Genomic DNA, 21,080 nt, shown 5'->3' on the forward strand with positions numbered 1-21,080 from the left:
GGTGAGAGTGGTGCCCCCGAAGCTCTGCGTGAATGAGGTGCATTCGCGAGCCTCATCGGGGGCGCGGATCAGGCAGACCCGGCGGTGTTGTCGACACGGGGAAAGGCAAAGTCGGCGTAGCCCATCTCGGCAGTTCCGAACCACCGGTACGCGTCCTCGCGGGCGTCCTTGTAGGCCTCGTAGATCTTGCGGTACTGCCCATTGCCGGACGCCTTGTCCTCCAGGATCTGAGTCGTAATCTCCTGCGCCCGGCCCATCACCTCGTCGGGGAAGCGCCGGAGGGTGGTGCCTTCGTCCAGCAGGCGGTCGAGCGCCGCGGGGTTCTTGTGGTCGTACTGGGCCATCATGCGGACGTTGGCCTCGGCGGCGGCCGTTTTGAGGGCCTCCTGGTACTGCGTCGGCAGCTCGTCGTAGGCGTCCCGGTTGACGTAGAACGTGAGGGCGGGCCCGGGCTCCCACCAGCCGGGGTAGTAGTAGTACTGGGCCACCTCCTGGAAGCCGAGCTTCTCATCGTCGTAGGGCCCCACCCACTCGGCCGCGTCGATCGCGCCCCGCTCCAGCGACGGGTAGATCTCGCCGCTCGGAAGGACCTGCGTGTTGACGCCCATCTCGCTCATCACACTGCCCCCCATTCCCGGAATGCGCATCTTGAGGCCGTTCATGTCGGAGAGGGAGCCCACCTCCACGTTGAACCAGCCGCCCATCTGTGTGCCCGTGTTGCCGCCCGGCAGGTTGAGGATGTTGAAGTCGGCGAAGAGGTCGCGCAGGAGGTCCATTCCGCCGCCGGAGTAGACCCAGGCGTTGTACTGGCGGGCCGTGAGGCCGAATGGGACGGTGCAGTCGAACGCCAGCGCGGGGTTTTTGCCGATAAAGTAGTAGCTGGCCGAGTGGCCCATCTCGACGGTCCGGTTCCGCACGCTGCCCAGCACTTCAAGGGGGGGCACCAGCTCGCCGCCCGGGTACGTCAGAATCTCGAAGTTGCCGTCCGTGAGGGCTTTCAGGCGCTCGGACAGCACCTCGGCCGCGCCGTAGATGGTGTCGAGCGAGCGGCTGAAGCTGGAGGCGAGCCGCCACCGCACCTGTGGGTTCGTCTGGACGTTGGGGGCGCCGTCGCTGGCCGACGATTCGCCGTCGCCACAGCCGGTCAGAAGGCCGGCCCCGGCGGCGCCGAGCAGGGCTTTCCGGGCAAAGTCGCGGCGTTCCATGGGGAGGGCAGAATCAGTGTGCGGGGCGTGTGAAAGGGACCGTTTAGTATAGAAGCCAGTGGACCTCGGCGCAACCCCGTCCTCGGGGCGGCCTCGCCCGCACGCGCTGCGGAGATGACTTGGAGTGCCAACATTGGCTCGTCGAGGCCGTGCCGGAGCCCTGTGAGGCTGGGAGGCATCCACACGAGTCCGGCACCTGCCCCCGCAACAATGAGGAGCAGGAGCGAGATTTCGGCCCAGCCCATGCCGGGCTCCGGGGCCTGTTCGTCGACCTCCTCGCACTCTCGTTCGAGTCGCCGGTGGCCTACGCGGTGCTGCTCATGGGGGCGGGCGTCGCCCTGCTCGGCTACTACCTCATCGAGCAGGACGAGCCGGATCGGGCCAATGGCGTCTACACGCCCAGTGATGCCCCAACGCCCGAATCGGTCGGGGAGCTAGAACTGTAGCGGGAATCCGGGATGCGTGCGGGACTTCCTCGACCGCCACGAGCGCCGCATCGCGCTCACTCCTCGCGGTGCGGGCGAAGCGGGCGCATCACGACCTCCGAGATGAGATGGTTCGCCGGGGCCTCCAGCACGTGCTGGACCGTCGCGGCGACGTCGTCGGGGTCGAGCGGGTTTTCGGTCATGTCGACCCCTGCCACGTCAAAGAAGTTGGTCTCGACGGAGCCAGGGTAGAGGCACGTCACGCGGATGCCGTCCTCGCGCACCTCTTTCATTACCGCTTCGCTGAAGCCCCGCACGGCAAACTTGCTGGCGTTGTACGCGCTGATGTTGGGGTTGCCCAGGAGGCCTGCGATGGAGGCGATGTTGACGATGTGTCCGCCAAAGCCGGTCGCCTCGTTCTGGTCGCGCATGCGGGGGACCGCCTCGCGGGTGCAGAGGTAGACGCCCCGCACGTTCGTGTCCATTTGCACGTCGAAGGCGTCGGTGTCGAGGTCGTCGACCGGGCCAAACTGCCCGAGCCCGGCGTTGTTGATCAGCACGTCTGGGGGGCCGGCCTCGGCATCGACGGTGTCGAAGGCCGCCTCGACCGCGTCTTCCTTCCGGACGTCGCACGAGACGGGCCTGAACGCGTCCCCCAGGTCGTTCTGTAGCGCCTGGAGCTTGTCGGTGCTCCGGGCAAGGCCGTAAACGGCGGTGCCCCGATCTACGAGTGTGCGAGAAATGTGGGCGCCAAGGCCCTTGCTGGCGCCGGTAACCACGGCGACGGCGTCGGTCAAGTCCATAGGAACAAAGAATTGGATTATAGATGACGGTACGAACTTTTACCGCCTGGGCCCGAATGGGGTTGCCGCTGAGCAGTGATTACTTCGGAAATGGATCCTTTGCGCGCCACGCAGCCGAGGATCTCACCCCCCATTGTCGATGGCTGTGACGCGGCCCCCACGGAACGGGGACGGGTCGTGTGGAAGGATGTCCCGCACCGGCTGCTCGCTAAAATACATCCCCCGGCAATTCCACATTCACCTGTACACTTTGTACCTCAATGGCAATTGGGTCGCCAGACATTATCTGCTTCATCATGTTCATCTGGTCGCCCATCATTTGCTCCATTTGCTTGCGCTGCTGCTCCGGCAGTTGCTCCATCTTCTCCATCATCTGCTGCATCTGCTGGCGCTGTTTGTCGGAAATGTTCGCGTTGAGCTGAATCTCCATCCGATGCGGGAGGGTGAGGCCGTCGGTCGTCTCGTACCTTTTGAAGCGCACGGTGACCGACGACGGGTTGGCCTCCTGTGAATCAGACGCGGCGGTCTCCACGACCATACGAGCGGGGACGTGCCGCTCGGCGTCGATGTAATAGGTCATGCTCGTTGCGTTTTCTTCCACATTGGGGTTCACGGCGGAGGGATTGTCGACCTGCAGGATGTGGCAGCGTACGCCATCGATGGCCTCGGTTCCTGCGTACGTGGCGTGCTGCTTGAGGCGGTCGAACTGCAGGCCGTAGGCCGCCGACGGGGTGGTGTTGGCGGCAAATGAGGAGGCGTCCGTCCCCTTCAGCCGCGTCTGCGTTCGGTAGGTGGGTCCGTCGTCCCCCATGTCTTTCTGGTGGTAAGAGGTGTAGAGGTTGGTCTCTACAATGTAGGTATCGACCGTCTCCATCTGCCGGTCGTAAACGGACTGCATATCGCTGACGACTGAGGCGACGGACTGGGCCGATGCCGGGACGGCCCCGAGGAGGAGAGAAAAAACAAGAGAAAGGGCGACGGTGACCGAACGGCGGTGCAACATGGCAGCGTGGGAGTGAGTCAAGGGAGGTGCGGTATAAGCCAATGTGTCCGGAGACGCTCGGCGGACACGACACGAGAGATTTGGGTTCTCAACACAATTTCAATACGCTCGGTCGCATTCCAGGATTCATGAGCCATCACCAGGTCGACGCAGAGAAAGAGATGAACCGGCTGCTCGCAGCGGGGGGAACGCCGCCGGTTGAGACCGATCCCTTCACGATCGGGGACGTGCGCCTGTCGCCCGGGCGCATCGTCGGGCTGCTTCGGCCTCACATGCGAGAGCGGCGGCTGGAGCGCATTCGAGACGTCGTGGGGAGCCGGACGCGCACCGTGGTGCCGGTGGTGGAGGGGCTCGTGAACACCGGCAATGTGAGTGCCGTCATGCGGTCAGCGGAGGCGCTGGGGCACCAGGACATGCATGTGGTGCGGGGCGAACACGACCGGTACAAGCACTCTCAGCGGACGGCCCAGGGCGCGAAGCACTGGCTCGACGTATGGCACTGGAATGCACCGAAGGCCTGTGCCGCACACCTCCAGGACGCCGGCTACCGTGTTGTAACCATGCACCTACATGCAGACACGGTGCCGATTCGAGATCTGGACTTTACCGAGCCCACGGCGCTCGTCTTCGGCAACGAGGAGGCAGGAGTGACCGATGCAATGCTCGACGCCTCCGACGCGGCCTGTGAGGTGCCGCTTCCGGGCTTCACGGAGAGCTTCAACGTGTCCGTGGCGGCGGCCGTGGCACTCTACCACGCCCAGCAGGATCGGATCGACCGCCAGGGCCGCCACGCCGATCTCAGTGATGCGGAGCGGGCTCGCCTGGAGGCTCGCTTCTGCCTCCGCAGTGTGAACAATGCGGAGCAGATTATCGAGCGGAAGCTCGGGGATGAGGAGCGACCGTAGGCGGGCCGGGGGAGTTGTATCGGGCGAGCACCGTGGCTACTTGGACTGCGCCGCTTCTGTGTCGGCCGTGCCGGCGAGTGATTGCAGCTGGCGGCGGACGGAGGCGTCGGCGTCGTCCCACTGTGAGGCGAGGGCCGACCGGGCTGCGTCGGCCCTCGCGGGCTCGCCGGCCTGGGCAGCGGCACGCGCCTTGCCCCAGAGCGAGCGGGCCCGGTCCGGGTAGCGCCCCAGCGTGGTTTCGAACTGCGTCAGGGCGTCGGCCGGCCGGTCGAGAGCGAGGAGCGCCTCGCCGTACAGCTCGGGGGCGGGCTTCGCGGGAAAGGGCGGGCCAAAGTTCAGCGGGCGGTCCGTTTCGAGGGCCGTGGCCTCCTCCAGGCGTGCAAGGGCCTCTTTGCCGTCGCCGTCCTTCAGTGCGATCAGGCCCTCCAGTTCGAGCACCTGAATTCGGAGCGCTGCCGACGGGTCGTCGCCCAGGGCCGACCGGGCGTCTTCCAGGGCGGCCCGGGCGGCGGAGAGGCTCCCCTCCTGTGCAGCGGCGAGGCCCCGGCCCGCATGCAGCGTGACGGTGCCGCGGGCGTCAAGGGTGGAAGCGTCCACGTCCATCGCGTCCGCGAGGGCGTCGTATTGGCCCCAGTGTTCCGTCTCCACGACGTAGGCGACGGGCATGTACCACCGCATGTAGTCAGCATAGCCGGTCTGGACCCTTGAGTCCGTCGCGTGGGATTGGGTCGTCTTGAGGACGGACCGGGCGTCCTCGTGGCGCCCCTGCTGGAGACGCGCGTAGTGGAGCCAGTGCAGGGCATGAAATCCGCCCCCGCTCAGCCCCTCATTGGCCGCAGTGCTCTTTTCCTTGGCGGCCCGGTAGGAGTCGACGTTCGACGAGGCGCCGCGCGTCCACTGCCCGAGGGCGAAGAAGATGTGCGACGGCATGTGGAGGGCGTGGGGCGCCGCCGGGGCGATGTCGGCGTACACGCGGGCCGGGCGCAGGCCGAGCGGGGCGTGCACCGGGTCGTCGTAGGCATGGATCAGGTAGTGGGCCGCCCCGGGATGCTGTGGGTTTGCGTCGAAGACCTCCTCCACGATCGATGCGGCGCGCATGTACGTGGCAAAGTCGCGCCCCTCGTGGGCCGTGCCCAGGATGGACAGGGCGTGAAAGGCCTGGGCGTCGAGATCGTCGGGGTACTGCTCGGCGAGCGTCGCCATCGCCGTTTCGTAGGCGTCGTCGCGGGCCTCCTTGCTCTTGGGATTCTCGTCCCCGGCGCCGTAGAGGACGTGGAGTGTGCGGAGGTACGCCCTTGCCCGCTCGGTCGGGGCCGCGTCGAGGCGCGCCTCCAGCGTCGGGGCCAGGTCGCGCAGCGCCGCCAGCGCAGCCTCGCGGTCCTGCTCCATCCACACCGGGTGGTTGTACGTCATGGCCTCGCCCCAGTGGGCCATCGCGAAGTCGGGATCGACCGCCTGTGCTTCCTGGAAGGCGGCGCGGGCGTCGTCGTACTCGAAGCTGTGCAGCATCAGCAGGCCGCGGAGGAACGGCTTCTGGGCCGCCTCGGCCCCGGAGTTCTCGAACTCGGTGGTGCCGTACTCGGTCGGTTGGGCGAAGACGGGAGCGGCGAGGAGGCCGAGGACGACGAGGAGGGTGGCACTGTGGGCGAGGCGACGCATGGCGCTGAACGGGGCGTGGTAAAAGGGATGTCGTCAGCCCCAACCTCTTGTTTTCCGAAAGGTTCGAAGAGAGACGAGAATGGGGGCTGAGAGTATACAGGCCAAGTTCTGAAGCCGGACCGGGATCGTCTGCCAGGGTCTCTATGTTGAAAATTTCCCGCAGATACGAGCATTTGCAGAGGTGTTACCATGAGTGAGGATTCGTTCCCCGAAGACCTCCCGCCGGCCTACTTTTTGTCCCTCACCCTGGAGAACGTGCGGTGCTTCGGCCCGGAGCAGACGCTCGATCTGACAGACGAGGAGGGGCGTCCCGCGCAATGGACGGTGTTGCTTGGGAATAATGGGACGGGGAAAACTACACTATTGGAGGCGCTTGGGGGAATCGCGACTGCCTTCGAAAAATATGGGGATGTGGAGTCTTCAGGTCAGCTTGAGAACTTGTTCTTCACCGGAATAGACTTCTTTCGGGAAGTCAGGGCTGGTGACAGAGATGCACTGGTTGGTGGAGAGTATGTCTTAGGGAGAGCTCTCCCAAGGAAAGTGCAAAGAAACCGCGAGTCCGAAAACTTCAAATTCAGAAAGAGCAGATCGAAGAGAGAGGCTGGGTTTCAGTTCGTTGATGGAAATATTCCAAGCTCCCAAGAAACCAGAGGATTTCAGTGCCGAGGGTATGGGGCTACACGGAGGATGGACAAACGAGTCCATTACGAGAAGGAAGAAAGTACGGCAATTGGTAATCTCAGAGAGGAGGCAGCTAAATTACCGAACGTGGAAGAATGGTTGCTCCGAACGGATCACGCTGCCAAGAGCGAAAAGCCAAAAGCGAAACGCAGGTTAGAGCAGATCGAAGGGGTCTTGGCCAATCCAGAGTCTGGTATTCTTCCGGACGTAGATGATCTGCGCTTCGCAAAGCAAGAAGGTGATACATCCCCCCCACGCGTCGAATTCCACACGCTGTACGGCTGGGTCACCATCGACCAACTCAGTCTCGGCTACCGCACGATGATTGCGTGGGTCGTAGATCTGGCCTGTCGTCTGTTTGAGCACTATCCAGAGAGCGCCAATCCGCTCGCAGAGCCCGCGGTCTGTCTGGTCGACGAGATTGACCTGCATCTCCACCCGAAATGGCAGCGGAAGATCATCGACTTCCTCTCGGACCGCTTTCCGAACACGCAGTTCATCGTCACGGCCCACAGTCCGCTCGTGGTGCAGGCGGCGCAGGATGCCAACATTGCTCTTATGAGGCGGGTCGAGGTGGAGGACGGCGACGACTACGTCGAAATTCACAACGACATGGAGCCAGTCGGCAATCTGCGGGTGGATCAGATTCTCACCAGTGACCTTTACGGATTGGAAAGCGCCCGTCCGCCGCAACTGGACGGTCTCCTGGAGGAGCGTCAGGAGATTCTCTCGTCGTCCGAACTGACCGAGGAGGACGAGAAACGACTGGACGAGATCGAGGAGGAAATTGGCGATCTACCCTCCGGAGAAACGAAAGAACAGCGAGAGGCGATGGACTTCATCAAGGATGTCGCGAATCGACTCGAAAAGGAGGGGGAAACCATCTCGTGACGGCTGTCGGTGGCGTTGGTCTTCGAGCAGGTTTAGCGCATCTCATGATTCAGATCGAAAAACGCGACTCACCTCCGGAGATTCTTGAAACGGATGGCGTGGACGAGCGGCGGGCCCATTCGGTGTCCTACGCCCATGATCCGGAGGCTTATCAATCCGGGGAGCGGTCGTTCGAGTTCGACGACAGCATCTACGGCCACGAGTCTGTAAAGTCGGCGCTCATTGAAGCGCAGCACCGGAAATGCAGCTTCTGCGAGTCGAAAGTTACGCACGTGGCGTACGGGGACGTGGAGCACTTTCGCCCAAAATCCGGACACAGACAGCATTCGGAAGAGGCCCTTCGGCGACCGGGCTACTACTGGCTGGCCTACGAGTGGACGAACCTGTTTCTCTGCTGTCCCCTCTGCAACCGCCGTCACAAAAACAATCTGTTTCCGCTCCGCAATCCAGAAGATCGGGCTCAGTCACACCGCGACGAGATCGAGGATGAGGAGCCCGTGTTTTTACATCCCGGACGAGAGGATCCGGAGGCGCACATCGGATTCCGGAAGGCGGTCGCGTTTGCGAAAGACGGGTCCACACGAGGACGGCGAACGATCGAGGCACTACGACTTAATCGGGAAGCGTTGATGGAGGTGCGCAGGGACTATCTCGCCACCGCATTCAAAGAAATTCGCGTGCTCCTTCGAATGGTGGAGAGTGGAAACCTTACCTCCGAAAAAGAGACGGAAGCTCGACAGGTGCTCCGAAGACTGATGGAACAGAAGCGACAAGACGCGCAGCGCGACGATAGGCCATTTGCCTCGATGCTTTGCGATGCCCTCGAGAAGGTTGAGGCCCAGATTCCAGAAGAATAAGGGTCCGGTGGATGTCACCGTCACGCCCCGGTGCTCCCTATGCGCATCCAGGTCAGCTCGTCGCAGGAGACAGCAATCCGTCCCTTCGCATCTACGAACCGCTCGGCCCCGTCCGGAGGAACCCGGAAGAGGTCGATCGGGGCCGTCCGATCGGTCGTGCGGACGGCGCGCTCCACGGGGTCCTGCACTGCGTCCAGGGACCGATCCCACTTGCTGAAGGCGAGGTGGGTGTCGGGGTAGGCGGTCACGAGGTGCTCAGTCTTGTCCGGCCCCACGGCCCCGGCCTCGCCCCAGAACTGCGGCCGGCCCCGCCGCCGGTCCACCGCCACCACGTCGGGCTTGTACTTGTCGTCCACGTTGACCTCCACGTCCAGGTCGGGGTAGTCGGGCAGATACAGCGCCCACAGGAACGCCTTCATCCAGACGTGCTCGATGCGCTCCTGCTTGCGCTTGACGAGCACGATCTGTTCGCCGTGGGCGCGCAGCGTCAACTTGCGGCGGAGGTGGCGCATCAGCGGAAGAACAGAAGAACGAGCACCGTGTATCCGCAGGGCAGGCTCGGACCGCTTCCCCTTGGTCCCCGCGGGATTTTCGACGGCCAAGATACGTCTTGCAAACGATGGACTATCCTATTTAACTGATATCGCTGCGGTCTTTCGGGGTTCGCCACGCGGGATCCCCTGTACGCATCGAAGCCTCCGATCGGGGCGGGGACTGGGCGGAAGAAGTGGGCACTGTGGTGGGCGAGATTCTGATCAGCAGGGCCATCTGCCACGAACTTCCCGACGCACCGACGAGCGCGCCGCAGTCCGACGGGGCGAGAACGGGTCGAGGAGAGGAGAAGCAAGCCACCATCCGTGCCCCTGGAAAACGGCCGCCGGGGTTGTGCGTAAGACGTACGCACTGCCATTCCCCTTAGAGCCTCCGACCGTCTATGGACGTCACGATCGATACCGTTTCGCCTGCCCGCGTGCATGCCCTTGACCACCTTGAGCGGGTGCGGAGCGACGACGCCTTCGTCGACAAGCTGACGATTGAAGACGCCGAGGCCCGCACGCGTCGGCAGGCCCGCGAGCTGGTGGCGGGGGTCACGCGGCAGCGCCGGTGGCTCGACTTTGTGCTGGGCGAAGCGTACCACGGCGACTACGACTCGATGGAGCACCGGCTCCAGGAGATTCTGCGGCTTGGGCTTTACGAGCTGTTGTTCCAGTCCACTCCCACCCACGCGGCGGTCGACGAGTACGTGGAGCTTGCCAAGAAGGCGCTTCGGCCCGGCGCGGGCAACCTCGTCAACGGCGTCCTGCGCACCATCGACCGCGACCGCGAGTACATTCCTACCCCCGATACGGGCGGGGACGCAGAGGACCTGGCCCTTCGCTACTCGCATCCGACCTGGATGGTGCAGCGCTGGCTGGACCGCTTTGGGCTCGACGAGACGACCGAGCTGCTCCGGGCCAACAACCGGCGCCCCATGTACAGCGTGCGCATCAACCCGCTGCGCACGAGCAAGGCCGAGGTGGCGGACTGGCTCGACACGCACGACGTAGTGAACGTGGACTCGCCATACCTCGACCGGCATCTGCGCCTGAAGCGCCTCCAGGCCCTCATCGAGGGCGACCTGCTCGACGACGGGCAGGTCGCGGTGCAGGACGAGAGCGCCGGCCTCGTGGTGCACCTGCTCGACCCCCAGCCCGGCGAGACGCTGATCGATGGCTGCGCCGCACCGGGTGGCAAGGCGATGCACGCGGCGGCCCGGATGGAGGGCACGGGCACGATCTACGCGGTCGACCGCGACGAGCAGCGCCTGGAGCGGGTCGAAGAGGCAGCGTCGGCCCAGGGTGTGTCCGAGATGACCGAGGTGGAGACCGCCGACCTGCGCACATGGGCCGCCCAGCCGGATCCGCCGCAGGGTGATCGGGTCCTGTTGGACGTGCCGTGCACGGGAATGGGGGTGCTGGCGAAGCGGGCCGGCCTGCGGTGGCGCCGGTCGATGGAGGACCTGGAGGAGATGGCGGAGCTGCAGGACGAGCTCCTCAACGCGGCGGCCCAGCTCGTGCGGCCCGGCGGCCTGCTGGTCTATAGCACCTGCACCACCGAACCCGAAGAAAATAAACGGCGCGTCGAGGCCTTCCTGGCCCGCCACGACGAGTTCACGGTCGAGCCCGCGGATGACCAGGTGCCAGACGAGATGATTTCGGATGCGGGCTTCCTCGCGACCTTTCCCCACCGCCACCGCATGGACGGTGCCTTTGCGGCCCGGCTGCGCCGAGACGAGGCCTAGGTACGGCCTGGCGGTTTCGTTTTGACCTCTCCCCACATGTGCACGCTCCCCCATGCCTGCACAATGGCTCGGGCGATCAGCACTGGGTCTGTTGCTGCTCGTGGCCCTTGGGGCCGGGCCTGTGCGCGGGCAGCGCATCGCCAAGTATGGGGCGGAGTTTCTGGCGGGCGGCGTGGACGCACGGGCCCTCGGAATGGGGGGAGCGTACGTGGGGCTGGCCAACGAGGTGAGCGCGGGGTACTGGAACCCGGCCGGCCTGCAGGGCCTGGCCTACCCGGAGGTCAGCTACATGCACGTGGAGCGCTTCGCCGGGGCCGTGTCGTTCGACTACGGCGGCGTCGCGATGCCGGTGACGGCCCGCTCCACAGTCGGCGTGTCGGTCTTTCGGAGCGGGGTGAACGACATCGTGAATACGCTCGCGGCCTGGAACCCGGACCGGGGCCGGCCGCTCCCTGACTACGAGAGCCGCATCACGCGCTTCTCGGCGGCTGACTGGGCGCTGTTCGTTCACTACAGCCGCGCGGTGAGCGACCGCCTCGCGGTGGGCGTCAACTTTAAGGGAATCCACCGCTCCATCGGCGACTTCGCCAACGCCTGGGGCTACAGCATGGACGTGGCGGCCCGCTACCGGGCCGGTCCCTACCGGGTGGGCGCCGTGATCCGTGACGTGACGACCATGCTGCAGAGCTGGAGCATCACCCCCTCGGCTTTTGAGGTCAACTGCGTCAACCCGGTCGACGAACAGCCCTTCGACGCGTGCCTGAACGAGAACGGAACCCTCATCGAAGGCAACGCGGCGCGTTACCAGGCCGTGTTCGATCAGCGCATTCCGCAGGGGGGGACAGCGCTCGTCCTGCCGGTGGCGCGGCTCGGCTCCGGGGCCGTGTGGCCGGTGGGCGACGGGCACACGCTCACCGTGGGGCTCGATGTGGACGTGGCGGTGGACGGGCGGCGGGCCTTTGTGCCCAACGTCGGCGACGTGTCGGTTCGGCCACGGCTGGGAATGGCCTTTCGCTACGCCGGCGTGGTGGAGCTGCGGGGCGGCGTGCAGCGCCTTCAGGTGGGCACCCCCAGTGGGATGGACCTCACCCCCTCCGTCGGCGCCGGGCTCGACCTGGAGCAGGTGTCCGTCGACTTCAGCTTCGGCGACTTCGCGGGGCTCGTGGCGGACGACCTGGGCTACTCGTACCGCATCTCGGCCCAGCTTCGCCTCGAACAGCCCGGCCTGGAGCGGCCGGGGGAAGAGTGACGGCGTCGGGCCGGCCGACAAATGAGTATCCGGTTCGGTGGCCCTCGAAAGGGACTGGTTCACGGGGGAACGTCCTGATCCGTTGAATGGGGGCGGCAGTGGAAGCCGCTACTCCCGTGCCATCACTCCATGTGACCGAAGGCAATGTGTTCTGCTACGGGTGCTGAAAAATTGCCCCCCTGGTGCCTCATCGTTCGAGGTCTCCCCCATCAGGTTAGTGGGAAAAAGCGGTTGCCGTACCCAACACACCGAGCACTTTGTTGATCGACGGTTGTCTACTCCGGAACTGGCGGTAACGCAGGCAGCGGACCGAAAAAGTCGGCGCGCCTTTCCCACCGCATTGCCTGTTTCTTTCCACCCCATCTTCACGGGCCAAAGGGACGAAGCCCCTTGAAAAAGCCGAACTTACCCGCTAGCGTATTGGCGCTCTCATGATATAATCAATCTAAATAAACAAAGATTGCCTCCCTGACGCTTTCCCCTCTCGCGCGACTTTGCTCTTCTCACGGACTCTCTTTTCTGCCGATGCAGTCTCTTTCGTCGTTCTGGTGTCGTGTTCGGATCGTTGGTGCTGTTTTGATTTCTGCTGGTCTGATCAGCGGCCTCTCTATGCAGGCACACGCCCAAAAATCGACAGGAACCATTGAAGGCGTCGTGCAGACGATGGACGAGGCACCTGCTCCTGGGGTAAACGTGGCGCTTCGGGGGACGTCTCTCGGCACCACGACGACCGAGGAGGGAGGCTATGTCATTAAAAATGTGCCGGCGGACTCCTACACGCTCGTCGTGTCCTACGTGGGACTCGAAACAAAACAGCGCGACATCATGGTGAAGGCCGGTGCGCGCACGTCGGTGTCCCCGATTACGCTGGAGGAGTCAACACAGACGTTGGAGGAGATTGTGATTGAGGGAGGAGAGCGTACCTCCTACACCCCGTCCTCAAGCCAGTACGTGGCCAAGATGCCACTGGACGATATCGACAACCCGCAGGTGTACAACTCCGTCCCGTCGACGCTCCTCGACGATCAAGTGGCGACGAGTTTCGAGGACGTGATGACGAACGCGCCCGGTATTTTCAAGCTGTGGGAGGCTACCGGCCGCGGGGGCGACGGTGCGGGGAGTTATTCGATTCGCGGGTTTTCCGTTCAGCCGACGATGAAAAACGGGCTTCCTGCTCTCACGAGTGGGTCCCCGGATCCCTCCAACATCGAACGGGTCGAGATTATCAAGGGCCCATCCAGTACGCTGTACGGCAGTAGCCTTATCTCCTACGGGGGACTCATCAACGTAGCGACCAAGAAGCCCCGGCACTCCTCCTTGAATGGGGAGGTCTCGTACAAAACGAAAAGCTTTGGTCTCAACTCGATGAACATGAATCGAGTGACGGCGGATGTCAATGCGCCGGTCAGTGACGATCTCGCCCTTCGGATCAACGGGAGCTTTCACGATGAGGACAGCTTCCAGGATGCCGGTTTTCGACGGTCCTTTTTCCTGGCCCCCTCGCTGTCGTACAAGCCGACCAAGGATCTGTCCGTGCTCGTCAGTAGCGAGCTCTACACCTCGGAGCAGACCAACCCGACCATGCTGTTCATGAATCGAGCGGTGCCGCTTGAGGCCACGACGGTCGAGGAGCTCGGGTACGATCCGCAGCACTCCTTCACCGACGACGCCGTCACGATACGCACCCCGACGTTTGGGGTCCAGACTCAGATGCAATACAAACTTAGCGAGCAGTGGGAGACACAGACAGCAGCTTCGTTCAGCTCGGCTTCCTCGGAGGGCTATTATTCATACCTATGGGATGGCCGGCGCTCCGAAAATACGTTTACTCGGTTCGTCAACGATCAGGATCAAACCACGACTGGAATTGACGTTCAGCAGAACCTGCTCGGAGACATTTCCCTGTTCGATACGGAAAACAAGATGGTTGCGGGACTCGAATACTTCCGGAATCGAGTGTCCAACGAAAACACCGAATTTAAACCCGTTGGACAGGTAGCAGTCCCCACGTCCACACCCGGTGACTTCTCAAAGTCAGACGTTGACGCTGCGCTCAAGGATGCCAATCGGAACGACAAGACGACCAAGCAGGCCCGGTACAGTGCCTACGCGTCAGATATCGTGCACATCATCCCGGAGTTGTCCGTAATGGCAAGCCTTCGGCTCGATCACTTCGACCAGGGGGGCGACACGTCCACGGACGAAGACGACTATACCCAGACCACCCTGTCGCCCAAGTTCGGCGTCGTCGTGCAGCCGCTTCCCGACCGGCTCTCGGTCTTCGGGAATTACATGAATGGCTTCCAAAACGTCGAGCCTCAAACGCAGAACGGACAGACGCAGACGTTCGAACCGGAGCGGGCGAACCAGTGGGAGACGGGCGTGAAGGCGAGTCTCTTCGAGGACCGGGTCGAAACAACGATCAGCTACTACGACATCACCGTGTCGAACAAGGTGCGACCGGACCCGGATAGCCCCGATGCGAGCATCCAGGACGGTGAGGTGCGCAGCCGCGGTGTCGAGCTAAGCGCGACGGCTGCTCCCGTAGAGGGCCTTCAGCTGATTGCGGGATACAGCTATAATCACAGCAAGAACGAAAAGACTGAACAAAATGTGGAGGGGCGTCGGCCGGAAGAGGCCGGCCCCGAGCATCTCGTGAACGGCTGGGCACACTACCGGTTGTCCAGCGGCCCACTTGATGGACTTGGGATCGGGGGTGGGGTCAACTACGCCAGCGAGAATGCTGTTCTGAATAAGGAGAGCACGGGGCGGTTCACACTGTCGTCCTACGTTGTGTTTGATGCATCGATCTCGTACGAGACCCGTCGGTACCGGGTGGATCTGAAGCTCGATAACCTGACGGACAAGACCTACTACAAGGGGTGGACGACGATCAATCCGCAGGCGCCGCGCAGCGTGACGACGAACGTAACCTACAAGTTTTAACCCATACGTTTTGGGCGGAGGTTACGTGGCAGCCCTCGAGGTTTGAGATCCTGAGCAATCTCTCAACTGGCGGGTCCCGGTCGTCCCCGAGCCGTCATTGACGATGCGTGCGGGGGAGAGCCGATCGCTTTTGCGATGGCGGGGGCGCTTCGTGCAGAAGTACAATCGTGGCGGTGTGCTCCGCTGTTGAGACTCGTTAGCCCCAAAGCAGAGGTGCCTCGCTTTATGCTTGTTGCAGCGCTTGGACTAACATACCTGGGCGTAGCGCTCCTCTACGCCGCCTCCCCGACGACCGGTGCAGCTCCCATGCTGGGAACCGCGAAGTGGAGTCGTCTCGGCGGCGTGGTCGCTCTGGTGATGGGACTCGGGGGCTCTACAGGGGCAGGATCCGTAGAGACAGGCATTCTCATCTGGCTATCAACGGGCATGGCGTCCGGCTCCCTGCTTGTGATTGCTGGGCCGCTCGTTGATCGCTTTGTCCCGACCACCGGTTTTCTGGCGTTCGGAGGCGCTCTTCTCGGCCTCTTCCTGTGACGCGTTTTTGTTTTGGACCCGCAACACTCCATCTATGAAATACGACTGGTCGACCGCCGAGGCCTGGGGAAAGGCAGGAGCGGGACTGCTTCTCGGCACTGTGCTGTACATCGCCTTCTGTTCGTTCTGTGCCACCAGCGTCCCTGTCGCGCAGGATGTGGCCCTGGTTCTCGGTTTGTTGGGCGGCTTTCCGGTGTGGGTAGGGGGCATCTACTACGCTGTGCTCTCACAAACGGTCGTGCGGGCCTGGCTCGTGCTGGGGGCCGCCATTGGGCTTCTGGCCGGTGCCGTCCTCTATGCTCAGTTCATTGCATAACTTCCCTCTGCCGTGTCGACGCTTCCCCCTCGTGCCTACAAACTTTCTTGGGACGCCCATTCCGTCACGGGGATTGCGATTGGACTGGCCCTCTTCGTGATTTTTGCGACCGGGGCGCTTGTTCTCTTCCGCGGTGAGATCCGGAAGTGGGAAGAACCGAAGCTGCGGGCGCAGCCGGGGGAACGCATCTCGCTCGACGCGATGGTCCATCCCATTTTAGACTCCCTGAGCCAAGAGGGAGCGTCCCCCTCACGTCTCCGGATAGGTCTGCCGGAGGGGAGAGACGACAATTTGCACGTGAAGGCAACCGGGGAGGGCATGAATGCCACGCCCAACGTGTGGGTCAACTCGACGACGGGAAAGTGGGTGCGCACGCCCGAAGAGGGGGCCATCACACAGACGTTGTACTACCTGCACTTCTTCTACCAGCTGGGACGATGGGGGGTCTACCTCGCGGGCCTCCTCGGTGTGTTTGGGCTGTTGGCCGTGGTCACGGGAACGGCGATGCACCTCGACCGCATCGTCAAGGATTTCTTTCAGTTTCGGCCCGGCAAGACGCTGCGGGTGGCCTGGGCCGATGCCCACAAGGTCCTAGGCACCATCGGGCTCCCCTTCCAGACGATGTACGTGTTCACGGGAGCCTACCTTGGGCTGTTGGGAATTGCGGCCCTGCCGTACGTCGTGTTTCTGTTCGACGGCGACTCGACAGACTATTTGCGCGAAGCCGGATACTATGCGCCCGCGGTCCAGGTTGATTCCGTGGCCTCCGCCTCGGCGGACCGACCTTCCCTTCAGCGGTTTGCCGCTCGGGCTGAGGGCGCATGGCCCGACTTCGATCCGGAGAAGATGGTCGTCCATGACATGGGGCACCCCAACAGCCGCGTTGAAGTCATTGGGTACCGGCACGGCGCCGTCTTTGGAGGGACCGGCTCCGTCATTTTTCACGGGGCCACCGGGGAGGAGCTATTGCGGAAGCCGCCGGCCGAGGCCAACCTGTTTAACGAGTCAGTGCAGAGCACGGAGACACTGCACTTTGCGAGGTTCGGAGGCACGGCCCTCAAGATTCTCTTCTTTCTGCTGGCGGTTGCCTCGTGTGCCGTCATCCTTACGGGCAACCTCACGTGGTTGGAGGTGCGGGACACGGAACACCGAACCGTCAACCAAATGCTGGCCCGGCTCACGGCGGGCGGGGCCACGGGCTTCCTGCCCGCCGTCGCCCTGCTGTTTCTCGCGGATCGGGGGATGTCGGGGGGCGTCCCCGATCCGAACTGGTGGGGAGACCTGTTCTTCTTCGGGGGCTGGGCGGTGGCGATCGTCTACGCCCTCTGCCGTCGCAATGTGGCCCGTACCCACCGGTCGCTGCTCGTGATCGGAGGGGGACTGGCCATGCTCGTCCCTGTTGCCAACGGCGCAACGACGGGCGCATGGCCGTGGGCGGCCTGGGCGGCGGGGCAGTGGGCCGTACTGGGGGTTGACCTCGGGGCCATCGGGTGTGGCCTCGGGGCACTCGGCACGGCTGCCCTCCTGACCGTGGACGCCTCCCCGAACAACGCTTCTCCGCCGTCCTCCGCTTCTGATTCGGGGTCGGATCCTGCCGTGGAGCCCGTTCTTGTCTCGGTCGCCCCGGAATGATCGAAAATGAGATCGCGCGCACCCAATTAACGAGGGAGCTGCATCCTCTCTTGTCGCAGGTCCCGATGATCGGTGTGGACCGGGGACTCTCAAACGTTGTGTCGGTCTCCCATGACCTGTAGCTCTGTCAGGGGCGCAATCTCTGGTGTGCAATCCCGTAGAGGCCGGGACGCTGCCCAGGGGCTCCGTGCATGTGCCGAACAGGGGCGACTCACTGCGGATATCGACCTGCCTGACACACTACACATTCGGTACTGAACACGTGCACGTTGCGCGCGGCACGGCCGGGCGGTCTGTCGAAGGAGGACACGAGGGCCCGGTGTCCGTGGCCCTCATTCCCCAAGCCCCCGCTCCCGGAGCAGTTTGTGGAAGGCGTCTTCGTCCAGCACCGGCACGCCGAGTTCCTCGGCCGCGTCCCGCTTGCTGCCGGCGCCTGGCCCCGCCACCACGTAGTCGGTGTTGCCGCTGACGCTGGAGGTGGCGTTCGCCCCGTGCTGCTCCACGAACCGCTGCACCTCGCTGCGTGTCCACTCGTCCAGACGTCCGGTAAAGACGAACGTAAGGCCCTCCAGCGGCGCTTCGTCCTCGGCGTAGGGGTTGGCCAGCATGAGGCCCGCGGCCCGAATCTCGTCGATGACGACCCGGTTGTCCTCGTCCGCGAAAAATGTGGCGATGCTCTGGGCCACCTCCGGGCCAATGTCGTCGATCTCTGTGAGGGGCTCTTCGTCGGCGGTCATCAGGGCGTCGAGCGTCGCGAAGTGCTGCGCGAGAAGCCGCGCCGTGGCCGACCCCACGAGGGGGATGCCGAGGGCGTAGAGGAAGCGGTCGAGGTCCTGCTCCAGGCTCGCCTCGATCTCGTCGAGCAGGTTCTGAGCGGACTTATCGGCGTAGCGCTCCAGGGCCAGCAGGTCGCCCTTCTCGATGTCGTAGAGGTCCGCAATGTCCTGAATGAGGCCCGCGTCGATGAGCTGCTCGGCGCGCTTGTCGCCCAGCCCCTCGATGTCGGTGGCTGTGCGGGAGGCGTAGTGTGTCAGCCGCTCGCGGAGCTGGGCCTCGCACGCCATGCCGCCCGTGCAGAACGCCTGCTTCTTGTCGTCGCTGAGGACCACCTCGGCGCCGCAGACGGGGCACGTGTCCGGGATGTGGTAGGAGGCCTCGGTGCCGTCGCGCTCGTCCTCGATCACCTTTACGACCTGCGGGATCACGTCGCCGGCCCGCTCGATGAGCGCGGTGTCGCCGATCCGGATGTCTTTGCGGTCGATCTCGTTCTGGTTGTGGAGCGAGGCGCGGGTCACCTCCACGCCGGCCACCTCCACGGGGGCCAGCACGGCGACAGGAGTGATGCGTCCGGTACGCCCCACCTGCACGAAGAGGTCCTCGATCGACGTGGTGGCGCGGCGCGGCGGAAACTTGTAGGCCGCGGCCCAGCGCGGGTCCCGGTCGCGCACGCCCAGCGTCTCGTGTCCCGCAAAGTCGTTCACCTTGACGACGAGGCCGTCGATCTCGTACGGCAGGTCGTCCCGCACGTCGACGACGTCCTTGTAGTGGGCGAGCGCCTCCTCAACCCCGTCGCAGCGCCGGATGTGGTCTTCGCAGACACGCAGGCCCCATTCCGGCAGGGCCTTCAGCACCGCGGCGTGCGTCGCGAAGGGGCGCCCGTCGACGGGGGCGATCTCGTAGAAGAAGATGCGGAGCGGCCGCCGCGCCGTGATGGTGGAGTCGAGCTGGCGGAGCGAGCCGGCGGCGGCGTTGCGCGGGTTGGCGAACACCTTTTTGCCCGCCTCCTCGCGCCGCCGGTTGAAGGCGTTGAACTCGTCCTTCCGCATGTACGCCTCGCCCCGCACCACGAGCCGGTCGGGAACGGGCCGCTCCTCCTCACGGAGGCGGAGGGGGACGCCCTTGATGGTCTTGACGTTGGCCGTGATTTCCTCGCCCGTCTCGCCGTCGCCGCGGGTGGCGCCCTGCACGAGCCGCCCGTCCTCGTAGGTCAGCTCCACGGCCAGCCCGTCGAACTTGGGCTCGGCGGTGTACGTGACTGTGTCGCGGCCGAGCTCCTCGCGGCACGTCTCGTCAAAATTGTAAACCTCCTCCTCTTCGTAGACGGCCTTCAGGCTGAGCATGGGCGCGGGGTGGGTCACCGTTCCCAGTTCGTCCCGCACGACGCTGCCCACCTGATGGGTCGGGGAGTCGGGCGTCTCAATCTCGGGGAATTCGGTCTCCAGCTCCTGTAGCTGCCGGAAGAGACGGTCGTATTCGGCGTCGGAGACGACCGGGGCGTCGAGGACGTAGTAGCGGTAGTTGTGGTACCGGAGCGCCTCGCGGAGCCGCTCGGCGGCGTCCGTGGCGGCCTCTTCGGCGTCAATCGCGTCCAGGTTGATGGAGGGAGTCGTGTCTACGTCGGGCATCTATGCTCGTCGGAGGGGGTGCGAAAGGAAGAGGGAGTGAGTGCCAGGGGGAGCCGTCTGTTTCTGCCAGCAGTCTCTTTTGAATTCGATTGGGGGGACGGACGTTCGGGCCGCGCGCCGTAATTACGCGTCGTCACGGATTTGTCCGATGCGGCCCCGACGCGGACTCCTGTGTTGAACTTCGTCTGCCGTTTCCACGCGGCCCACCGTCGTACTCCCGCCGACGGTGGGCGAGGGGGGAGGGGCAGACGATTGGGGACACGGTCGGGACGCGATGAGGACGAGAGACGAGGCCGGAACTGTTGTGGACGAAGACACGCTGAGGGATGCGAGAAGAGGGGCTGTCTCGAAGGGTTGCCCTGGTGGAGTAAGCATTTGAAATGTACCCAGGCGGGAGCGAGGGCCCGTTGAAAAAAGATCGGATTATCGAGGAGATGCGGAGGCAAGAGCGGGAGCTGGAAGGTCGGCCGCCGGGGGCTGGAGGAGAAAGGCCCGCCGCACAGCCAGGATCCCTCGGGCAGACCGCTTGTTTGGAGGAGCGGTTCGCGCGTTGTTGTACAGTTCGGGCCGTTTCGGTCCCAATGCTTGTATGCGTTCTGTTTTCTGGGGGCTGGTTCTCGTGGGACTGCTTGCGAGCACCTCCCCGAGTCAGGGCCAGGATTCCCGCCAGTACGGCCTCACACTCGGTGTGAATCGCGTCACGCTGCAGTCGCCCGCGTCCGACCTGAGTAGTTATTTTGCCGGGGGTGGGGGCTTTGTGGCGCGCCAGCGCCTGTACGGTCCTGTGTCGGTGCAGGCCGAGTTGCTACTGAGTCAGAACGGGGGGCGGGTCGACTCCGATCGGGGTGGGGCCATTGACTATGAGGTCGGGTACCTCAAGCTGCCCCTCCTGCTGCATCTGCAGACGCCCACCATACAATCAATCGCGCTGCACGGGGAGGCCGGCGGATTTGGGGCCGTCAAGATTTTCGAGCGGCAGACGCCGGGAGACGGTGACGTGAGCGTTTCGTTCGACACAGGGCAGTCGTTCTACCGCCGTCTGGACGCCGGGGGCATTGCGGGCGTCGGGGCCACCGTGCCGATTGGGGCCCGCCGGCTCAACCTGACGGTGCGCCGGGTGTGGGGCCTGCGAGACGTGGCCCAGGGAGGAATAGACCAACAGTTCTCCGATGCGCCCTTTCCCGAAGAGGCAGAGACGCGGGCGTGGTCCCTGGTGGTCCGCCTCGGGTTTTAGGGCCGGGCCGCCCGTCGAGACGCCGTCCTTAGGAGCGCACTTCAAGTGAAGTCA

17 protein-coding genes are annotated in these 21,080 nt (G+C 64.0%); 11 read left to right on the forward strand and 6 right to left on the reverse strand.

What is annotated here, in order from left to right:
- Nucleotides 1–68 precede the first annotated feature (68 nt).
- Nucleotides 69–1,205, reverse strand: a complete 1,137-nt coding sequence (locus tag B7R93_RS00400; protein ID WP_103018882.1) for a TRAP transporter substrate-binding protein — start codon at nucleotides 1,203–1,205, stop codon at nucleotides 69–71.
- Between the two features lie 119 nt (nucleotides 1,206–1,324).
- Here B7R93_RS00400 and B7R93_RS00405 point away from each other — a divergent pair, with 119 nt between their 5' ends.
- Entirely contained in the window at nucleotides 1,325–1,651 is a 327-nt protein-coding gene (locus tag B7R93_RS00405) for a hypothetical protein (RefSeq protein ID WP_103018883.1), read from the forward strand.
- A gap of 56 nt (nucleotides 1,652–1,707) precedes the next feature.
- On the opposite strand, the gene B7R93_RS00410 is transcribed toward B7R93_RS00405, so the two are convergent.
- Together B7R93_RS00410 and B7R93_RS00415 are read right to left on the reverse strand one after the other, a co-directional pair.
- On the reverse strand, nucleotides 1,708–2,433 hold the full coding sequence (locus B7R93_RS00410) for an SDR family oxidoreductase (protein ID WP_103018884.1): 726 nt from the start codon (nucleotides 2,431–2,433) through the stop codon (nucleotides 1,708–1,710).
- Between the two features lie 208 nt (nucleotides 2,434–2,641).
- Complete coding sequence (locus tag B7R93_RS00415; RefSeq protein ID WP_103018885.1) at nucleotides 2,642–3,436, reverse strand: hypothetical protein; 795 nt, start codon at nucleotides 3,434–3,436, stop codon at nucleotides 2,642–2,644.
- A gap of 128 nt (nucleotides 3,437–3,564) precedes the next feature.
- Here B7R93_RS00415 and B7R93_RS00420 point away from each other — a divergent pair, with 128 nt between their 5' ends.
- Nucleotides 3,565–4,341, forward strand: a complete 777-nt coding sequence (locus tag B7R93_RS00420) for a TrmH family RNA methyltransferase (RefSeq protein WP_103018886.1) — start codon at nucleotides 3,565–3,567, stop codon at nucleotides 4,339–4,341.
- 36 nt (nucleotides 4,342–4,377) lie between these two features.
- Here the strand turns inward: B7R93_RS00420 and B7R93_RS00425 are convergent, their stop codons facing one another.
- Nucleotides 4,378–6,000, reverse strand: a complete 1,623-nt coding sequence (locus B7R93_RS00425) for a tetratricopeptide repeat protein (protein ID WP_232797859.1) — start codon at nucleotides 5,998–6,000, stop codon at nucleotides 4,378–4,380.
- Between the two features lie 189 nt (nucleotides 6,001–6,189).
- On the opposite strand from B7R93_RS00425, the gene B7R93_RS00430 reads away from it, so the two are divergent.
- Both B7R93_RS00430 and B7R93_RS00435 read left to right on the forward strand, forming a co-directional pair.
- On the forward strand, nucleotides 6,190–7,572 hold the full coding sequence (locus B7R93_RS00430; protein ID WP_103018887.1) for an AAA family ATPase: 1,383 nt from the start codon (nucleotides 6,190–6,192) through the stop codon (nucleotides 7,570–7,572).
- 44 nt (nucleotides 7,573–7,616) lie between these two features.
- Nucleotides 7,617–8,429: an HNH endonuclease family protein gene (locus B7R93_RS00435; RefSeq protein ID WP_103018888.1), complete on the forward strand. Its 813-nt coding sequence runs from the start codon at nucleotides 7,617–7,619 to the stop codon at nucleotides 8,427–8,429.
- A 20-nt stretch (nucleotides 8,430–8,449) separates the two neighbouring features.
- Here the strand turns inward: B7R93_RS00435 and B7R93_RS00440 are convergent, their stop codons facing one another.
- The gene (locus B7R93_RS00440) at nucleotides 8,450–8,941 is read right to left on the reverse strand and encodes a hypothetical protein (RefSeq protein ID WP_103018889.1); all 492 of its coding nucleotides are present in this window, start codon (nucleotides 8,939–8,941) and stop codon (nucleotides 8,450–8,452) included.
- A gap of 422 nt (nucleotides 8,942–9,363) precedes the next feature.
- Between B7R93_RS00440 and rsmB the strand changes: the two genes are divergently transcribed.
- The 6 genes from rsmB (at nucleotide 9,364) to B7R93_RS00470 (ending at nucleotide 17,387) form a co-directional block, all read left to right on the forward strand.
- Nucleotides 9,364–10,710 carry a 16S rRNA (cytosine(967)-C(5))-methyltransferase RsmB gene (rsmB, locus tag B7R93_RS00445; protein WP_103018890.1) on the forward strand — a complete coding sequence of 449 codons (1,347 nt, stop codon included), beginning with the start codon at nucleotides 9,364–9,366 and terminating at the stop codon, nucleotides 10,708–10,710.
- Nucleotides 10,711–10,762: 52 nt separating this feature from the next.
- Nucleotides 10,763–11,959 (forward strand): PorV/PorQ family protein, encoded by a 1,197-nt coding sequence (locus B7R93_RS00450; protein ID WP_198598545.1) that lies wholly within the window; start codon nucleotides 10,763–10,765, stop codon nucleotides 11,957–11,959.
- Nucleotides 11,960–12,568: 609 nt separating this feature from the next.
- On the forward strand, nucleotides 12,569–14,905 hold the full coding sequence (locus tag B7R93_RS00455) for a TonB-dependent receptor (RefSeq protein WP_198598546.1): 2,337 nt from the start codon (nucleotides 12,569–12,571) through the stop codon (nucleotides 14,903–14,905).
- 225 nt (nucleotides 14,906–15,130) lie between these two features.
- Nucleotides 15,131–15,439, forward strand: coding sequence for a hypothetical protein (locus B7R93_RS00460; RefSeq protein WP_103018892.1), 309 nt, complete (start codon nucleotides 15,131–15,133; stop codon nucleotides 15,437–15,439).
- A gap of 34 nt (nucleotides 15,440–15,473) precedes the next feature.
- Entirely contained in the window at nucleotides 15,474–15,755 is a 282-nt protein-coding gene (locus B7R93_RS00465) for a hypothetical protein (RefSeq protein ID WP_103018893.1), read from the forward strand.
- 12 nt (nucleotides 15,756–15,767) lie between these two features.
- On the forward strand, nucleotides 15,768–17,387 hold the full coding sequence (locus B7R93_RS00470; protein ID WP_103018894.1) for a PepSY-associated TM helix domain-containing protein: 1,620 nt from the start codon (nucleotides 15,768–15,770) through the stop codon (nucleotides 17,385–17,387).
- 332 nt (nucleotides 17,388–17,719) lie between these two features.
- Here B7R93_RS00470 and ligA read toward each other — a convergent pair whose 3' ends face one another.
- On the reverse strand, nucleotides 17,720–19,792 hold the full coding sequence (ligA, locus tag B7R93_RS00475) for an NAD-dependent DNA ligase LigA (RefSeq protein ID WP_103018895.1): 2,073 nt from the start codon (nucleotides 19,790–19,792) through the stop codon (nucleotides 17,720–17,722).
- Between the two features lie 589 nt (nucleotides 19,793–20,381).
- Here ligA and B7R93_RS00480 point away from each other — a divergent pair.
- Nucleotides 20,382–21,026: a porin family protein gene (locus B7R93_RS00480; RefSeq protein WP_103018896.1), complete on the forward strand. Its 645-nt coding sequence runs from the start codon at nucleotides 20,382–20,384 to the stop codon at nucleotides 21,024–21,026.
- Nucleotides 21,027–21,080 lie beyond the last annotated feature (54 nt).

This window comes from Salinibacter altiplanensis (assembly GCF_002894645.1).
Lineage (GTDB): Bacteria > Bacteroidota > Rhodothermia > Rhodothermales > Salinibacteraceae > Salinibacter > Salinibacter altiplanensis.

Excerpts from the sequence above, each read along its gene's own strand:
- B7R93_RS00400 (WP_103018882.1), bottom strand. The coding sequence starts at position 1,205 with ATGGAACGCCGCGACTTTGCCCGGAAAGCCCTGCTCGGCGCCGCCGGG.
- B7R93_RS00410 (WP_103018884.1), bottom strand. The coding sequence starts at position 2,433 with ATGGACTTGACCGACGCCGTCGCCGTGGTTACCGGCGCCAGCAAGGGC.
- B7R93_RS00415 (WP_103018885.1), bottom strand. The coding sequence starts at position 3,436 with ATGTTGCACCGCCGTTCGGTCACCGTCGCCCTTTCTCTTGTTTTTTCT.
- B7R93_RS00420 (WP_103018886.1), top strand. The coding sequence starts at position 3,565 with ATGAGCCATCACCAGGTCGACGCAGAGAAAGAGATGAACCGGCTGCTC.
- B7R93_RS00425 (WP_232797859.1), bottom strand. The coding sequence starts at position 6,000 with ATGCGTCGCCTCGCCCACAGTGCCACCCTCCTCGTCGTCCTCGGCCTC.
- B7R93_RS00430 (WP_103018887.1), top strand. The coding sequence starts at position 6,190 with ATGAGTGAGGATTCGTTCCCCGAAGACCTCCCGCCGGCCTACTTTTTG.
- B7R93_RS00435 (WP_103018888.1), top strand. The coding sequence starts at position 7,617 with ATGATTCAGATCGAAAAACGCGACTCACCTCCGGAGATTCTTGAAACG.
- B7R93_RS00440 (WP_103018889.1), bottom strand. The coding sequence starts at position 8,941 with ATGCGCCACCTCCGCCGCAAGTTGACGCTGCGCGCCCACGGCGAACAG.
- rsmB (WP_103018890.1), top strand. The coding sequence starts at position 9,364 with ATGGACGTCACGATCGATACCGTTTCGCCTGCCCGCGTGCATGCCCTT.
- B7R93_RS00450 (WP_198598545.1), top strand. The coding sequence starts at position 10,763 with ATGCCTGCACAATGGCTCGGGCGATCAGCACTGGGTCTGTTGCTGCTC.
- B7R93_RS00455 (WP_198598546.1), top strand. The coding sequence starts at position 12,569 with ATGCAGGCACACGCCCAAAAATCGACAGGAACCATTGAAGGCGTCGTG.
- B7R93_RS00460 (WP_103018892.1), top strand. The coding sequence starts at position 15,131 with ATGCTTGTTGCAGCGCTTGGACTAACATACCTGGGCGTAGCGCTCCTC.
- B7R93_RS00465 (WP_103018893.1), top strand. The coding sequence starts at position 15,474 with ATGAAATACGACTGGTCGACCGCCGAGGCCTGGGGAAAGGCAGGAGCG.
- ligA (WP_103018895.1), bottom strand. The coding sequence starts at position 19,792 with ATGCCCGACGTAGACACGACTCCCTCCATCAACCTGGACGCGATTGAC.
- B7R93_RS00480 (WP_103018896.1), top strand. The coding sequence starts at position 20,382 with ATGCGTTCTGTTTTCTGGGGGCTGGTTCTCGTGGGACTGCTTGCGAGC.